This is a genomic window from Streptomyces solicavernae (genome assembly GCF_029968095.1).
GTDB classification, from domain to species: domain Bacteria; phylum Actinomycetota; class Actinomycetes; order Streptomycetales; family Streptomycetaceae; genus Streptomyces; species Streptomyces solicavernae.
In genome coordinates this window covers 1-4,040 of record NZ_JASCIR010000073.1, presented here as the reverse complement: position 1 = coordinate 4,040, position 4,040 = coordinate 1, and the positions used below count along the sequence as shown (strand labels likewise).

4 protein-coding genes are annotated in these 4,040 nt (G+C 68.4%); all 4 read right to left on the bottom strand.

Translation table 11 applies throughout. From position 1 onward, the window contains the following. Positions 1 to 269 (bottom strand): transposase (locus QIS99_RS31875; RefSeq protein WP_282517244.1); only part of this gene is annotated, 269 nt, incomplete at its 3' end. Continuing rightward, on the bottom strand, positions 232 to 1,728 hold the full coding sequence (locus tag QIS99_RS31870) for a prenyltransferase/squalene oxidase repeat-containing protein (RefSeq protein WP_282517243.1): 1,497 nt from the start codon (positions 1,726 to 1,728) through the stop codon (positions 232 to 234). The genes QIS99_RS31875 and QIS99_RS31870, both read right to left, overlap by 38 nt. A gap of 186 nt (positions 1,729 to 1,914) precedes the next feature. Continuing rightward, positions 1,915 to 2,658, bottom strand: coding sequence for an HAD family hydrolase (locus QIS99_RS31865; protein WP_282517242.1), 744 nt, complete (start codon positions 2,656 to 2,658; stop codon positions 1,915 to 1,917). Then, positions 2,655 to 3,752 carry a cytochrome P450 gene (locus QIS99_RS31860; RefSeq protein WP_282517241.1) on the bottom strand — a complete coding sequence of 366 codons (1,098 nt, stop codon included), beginning with the start codon at positions 3,750 to 3,752 and terminating at the stop codon, positions 2,655 to 2,657. Before QIS99_RS31860 ends, QIS99_RS31865 begins: the two co-directional genes overlap by 4 nt. Between the last annotated feature and the right edge of the window lie 288 nt (positions 3,753 to 4,040).

The following is a 4,040-nucleotide window of genomic DNA, read 5'->3' as shown; positions in this document are numbered from 1 at the left end:
GCCGAGGCCGTCCGCAGGACGTCGTTCGCCCGCTTGAGCTGGGCGTTCTCCTTGCGCAGCGCCACCAGCTCAGCCCGCTCGTCGGTGGTGAGACGGTCGTCGCGCTCGCCGGCATCCGCCTCGGCCTGCCGGATCCAGCCGCGCAGAGCCTCGGGATGCACACCGAAGTCGACGGCCAGCTTCTTGATCTGCGGCTTCGGATCGGAGGTCCGGTACATCCGTACCGCACGCTCACGCAACTCCAACGAGTACTTTCTGGGGGCGGCCATGGTCGGTGTTCCTCTCATGAGTCCCATCTGATCCTCTGTCAACACGCTCCGCATCTCGGGGGAACCTCAGTCCGATGGAGTCGGAGATCGAGTCGATGCTTCCTTCGCTGTTCTGCCTGGCCATCAGGTACTCGATTCCGGCGGCGACCGGCCGTGGGTCCGGCTGGTGGCACAGGGCGATCAGGGCGTAGGCCGTGCTGACCGGGTCGCTGGTCGATTCGGGCTGCTGGCCCCAGCCTCCGTCGGCGTTCTGGGTACGAAGGATGTGGTCGAACGCCCTTGTTCTCACGGTGTGTGCGCGAGGCACGTCGAACGGTAGGACGGCCAGCACGGCACGGAACATCACATGGAGCCTGCTGGCGCTCCAGTCCGGAGGGAAGGTGCCGTCCTCGCGTTGCCCCCCGGCGAGGTACTCCAGGGCGTTGGGGAGCACGGTGGGGTCGTGGGGTGGCCGGCAGGAGAGTGCGTTGATCGCGGCGGCGGTCATGCACATCTCGGAGGGGGCGCCGGCAACGTAGGTCGGGAATCCTCCGTCGGGGCCTCGAGTGGTGAGCAGCGACTGCCGTCCGCGTTCGATGGCCTTCTCGTGTGCGGGGTCGTCGTGGGTCTGCAGCAGTTCGAGGATGACCGATGTGTCGTCGATGTCGGTGACATTGGCGATGTCGGTCACCGACCAGCCTCCGTTCGGCTTCTGCCGCTGGACGAGGTTGTCGGCGATGGTCTGGATCACGTCGTCGGGTGCGCCGGCGGCCATGAGTGCCACTCCCGCGGTTGCGGTGCACCAGGTGTCCGTGTCGGTGAAGAAGGGGATCCCGCCGTCGCGGCGCTGGTGCTTGAGGACTTTGTCCGCTCCGCTGCGGACGACGGCCTCATGTCCGCCCAGCCGGTGCAGGGCGTGCAGGGCTGACAGGTGGACCAGGAGGTTTCCCTCCCAGATCTCGTCCTGGTTCTGGAGGGACACCAGCAGCTCAATGTCACGGTCTTCGATCCGGTGCTGCGCGCCTCTCGCCGTTGCCCAGATGACCTTCACGGCCGTGGTCTGGGCCTCGGCCCAGGGGTGAAGCCCTGCGTGGGAGAAGGCCGCCTGCTCTGGCGCCGGCGCCGATTCCGCGCCGCCGTCCTCGGCGCCACAGGCGATGAGGAGTGCCTCGAAGAAGACGCGCTTGCGCCTGGTGGTGAAGTCGGGTGCCTGTGCGATGTAGCTGCCGAGGTCCACGGGCCGGCCATGGTCGGCCGGGCTCCCGCAGGCTGCCGCGATGAGCGCTTGGTCGAGAGGATCGGCCGTGTCCCGGCGCCGTCGCAGGTACCCGGCGATCCGTGCCGCGGGATCGGTTCGGTCGGGATGGTCGCGGAGGAGCGCCAGCGTGAGTGCGGATTCCAGGACTCGGCTCTGGCAGGGTTCGCGGACCCCGCCGTCGGGGTCGACGCGTTCGATGACATAGGTCGACAGTCGTTCCATCGCGGTGCGCCAGCCGCCCGGGAGCGCGCTCGCGGGCCAGAGTGTCTGATGGGGCGGTGTCGGGTGTACACGCATGAGATCACCTCTCGGAAGAGACGTGGGTCGTTCCACGTGGGATGGGAGACGGTGGTGGGGACGGTCGAGGGAGTGGGTGCGGCGCACGACCGGCCGACGAGGTGCCCCTTGTCACTCCGCCGGGTTCAGGGCCGCTGTCAGCGTGGCCAGTTCGTCGATGCGGTCGATGACCTGCCAGGCGTGCGGACGGAGCTGGGTGTTGTTCGGGGACGCCATGAGTACGCCGTGCCCCGTGCAGGCGAACATCTGGAGGTCGTACCGGCTGTCGCCCGCTACCAGCACCCGGCTGGGATGCAGCCGGTGTCGGGCGCAGAAGTCGTGAAGCTGCCGGTGTTTGAGTGCGGCGGCGTCGATGGTGAAGTCGACTGAGGTCAGCGTGTCGGTGTCGTCGAAGCCGAGTTGGACGTTGCTGTACCAGTCGGTGAGCCCCAGGCGGGCCGCCATGTGTTCGACGTAGGTGTTGAATGAGGCGGAGATCAGTCCTGCCCGCAGGCCGGCCTGTTGGAAGCCTCGGATCACTGGTGCTGCCAATGGGCGCAGTCTGATCTTGGAGAACACGTTCTCGACGGCGGTCCGGTGGACGCGACCGCCGCGGGATGTCAGCAAGGTCAGCAGACGCTGGTCGGCGATGGCTTGGCTGATCTGTCCGGATTCGGACTCGCGGATCAGGTCGGTCAGCCGCTGTTGTGGGATTCCCAGTGCCGTCAGTAGTTCGGCCGCCGAGTTGTCGAGGGTGAGGGTGTCGTCCACGTCGGCGATCACGGCGTCGAACAGGCGTCGGTGGCCCTCGGGCGTGGTGGGCAGCGCCCGGGGCCCGTGCGGGGCGGCGTGGGGGCAGTGGAGCGGCTCGGTCATGGCCGCACCCGAAGAGTGGTCAGCGCCCGCAGGGGGAACGTCGGCCGGTATACGGGGGTGGTCTCCGGCGCTGCCGACAGGGCCGGGAAGCGGTCGGCGAGCTCTTCGAGTGCGATCTGCAGCTCCGCCCGTGCCAGGGCGGCGCCCACGCAGTAGTGCGTGCCGCGGCCGAACGCCAGATGCGGAGGTGCGGGCCGCCTTCCGGGCAGGCATCTGTCCGGGTCCGGGTACCGGTCGGGGTCGCGGTTGCCGGCTCCGTACAGCAGGAGTACCCGGCTGCCGGCGGGCAGCACACGGTCGGCGACGGTCACCTCCCGCACGGTGGTGCGGTACATGCCGACCACCGGGCAGTCCAGCCGTAGCCCCTCTTCGACGAGGTCTGGAATCGGGACGGTGCCGTCGACCAGCGCGGCCCAGGCTCCGGGTGAGCGCAGCTGGGTCCTGACGGTGATGGCCAGCGCCTGGGCCAGCGTGGTGTGGCCGGTGATGATCAGCGTCGGGATCAGCGCCACCACTTCGTCCGGCGAGAGCCGCTGGCCATGAGGATTCTCGTGCAGCATGGTGCTGATCAGGTCGTCGCGCGGAGCGGCCAGCCGCTGTGCCGTCAGCTCCCTGGCGAACTCGCCGAAGGCCTGCAACCCCGTGGCGTACTCCCTCAGTTGCTCGGGAGTGTGGTCGCGGCCCACCATGAGCTGGACCTTGTGGTCGGACCAGCGCAAGCACGCCTCGTGGTGCTCGGCGGGGATGCCGAGGAATCGCAGGATCACCGTCAGCGCGTACGGAAGGGCGAACTCGGTGATCAGGTCGAACTCCGAGGCTGCGGTGAGGGGCTGCAGCAGATGCGCGGCCGCTGCCCTGATGTCGGCTTCCGCTGCCTTCAACGCCCGTGGGGTGAACCCGGCGTTGATCACGGACCGGACCCTGGTGTGGTCGGGCGGGTCCATCTCGCCCAGCGAGGCCGACTCCCCGCTCCAAGTGCTCAGCATCTCCTTGATGTCCGGTGGCATCTCCGCCACGGCCCGCGGTTTGTGATCGCGGGCGGAGAAGTCGTCGTCGTTACGGAGGATCGCTGCGATGTCGTCGTACCCGGTCACGCACCATGCCTGAAGCTGAGGCGAGTGAACGATTCGGCCGCTGCCCTGAAGGCGCGCCAACGCACCGTAGAGGTCCTCCCGGTCACGGTCGCCGGGGTCGAACGCCGCCGGCAGAGCTTCGTCACCGGTTAACTCTCCTGCCAACGAATCCTCCGGATAGACGGTCTCCCGACGCGCACGGCGAGACAGAAAGTGGTGGCAGTGTCAGTCGACACGGCACGTGGCCGGCCACATCCGACGGACCTCGCCCGTTCATCCTCACGCGTGGACCGCGCCCCCTCTCCCTCG

Coding starts and splice junctions, on each gene's coding strand:
- QIS99_RS31870 (WP_282517243.1), bottom strand. CDS start 1,728: ATGGAACGACTGTCGACCTATGTCATCGAACGCGTCGACCCCGACGGC.
- QIS99_RS31865 (WP_282517242.1), bottom strand. CDS start 2,658: ATGACCGAGCCGCTCCACTGCCCCCACGCCGCCCCGCACGGGCCCCGG.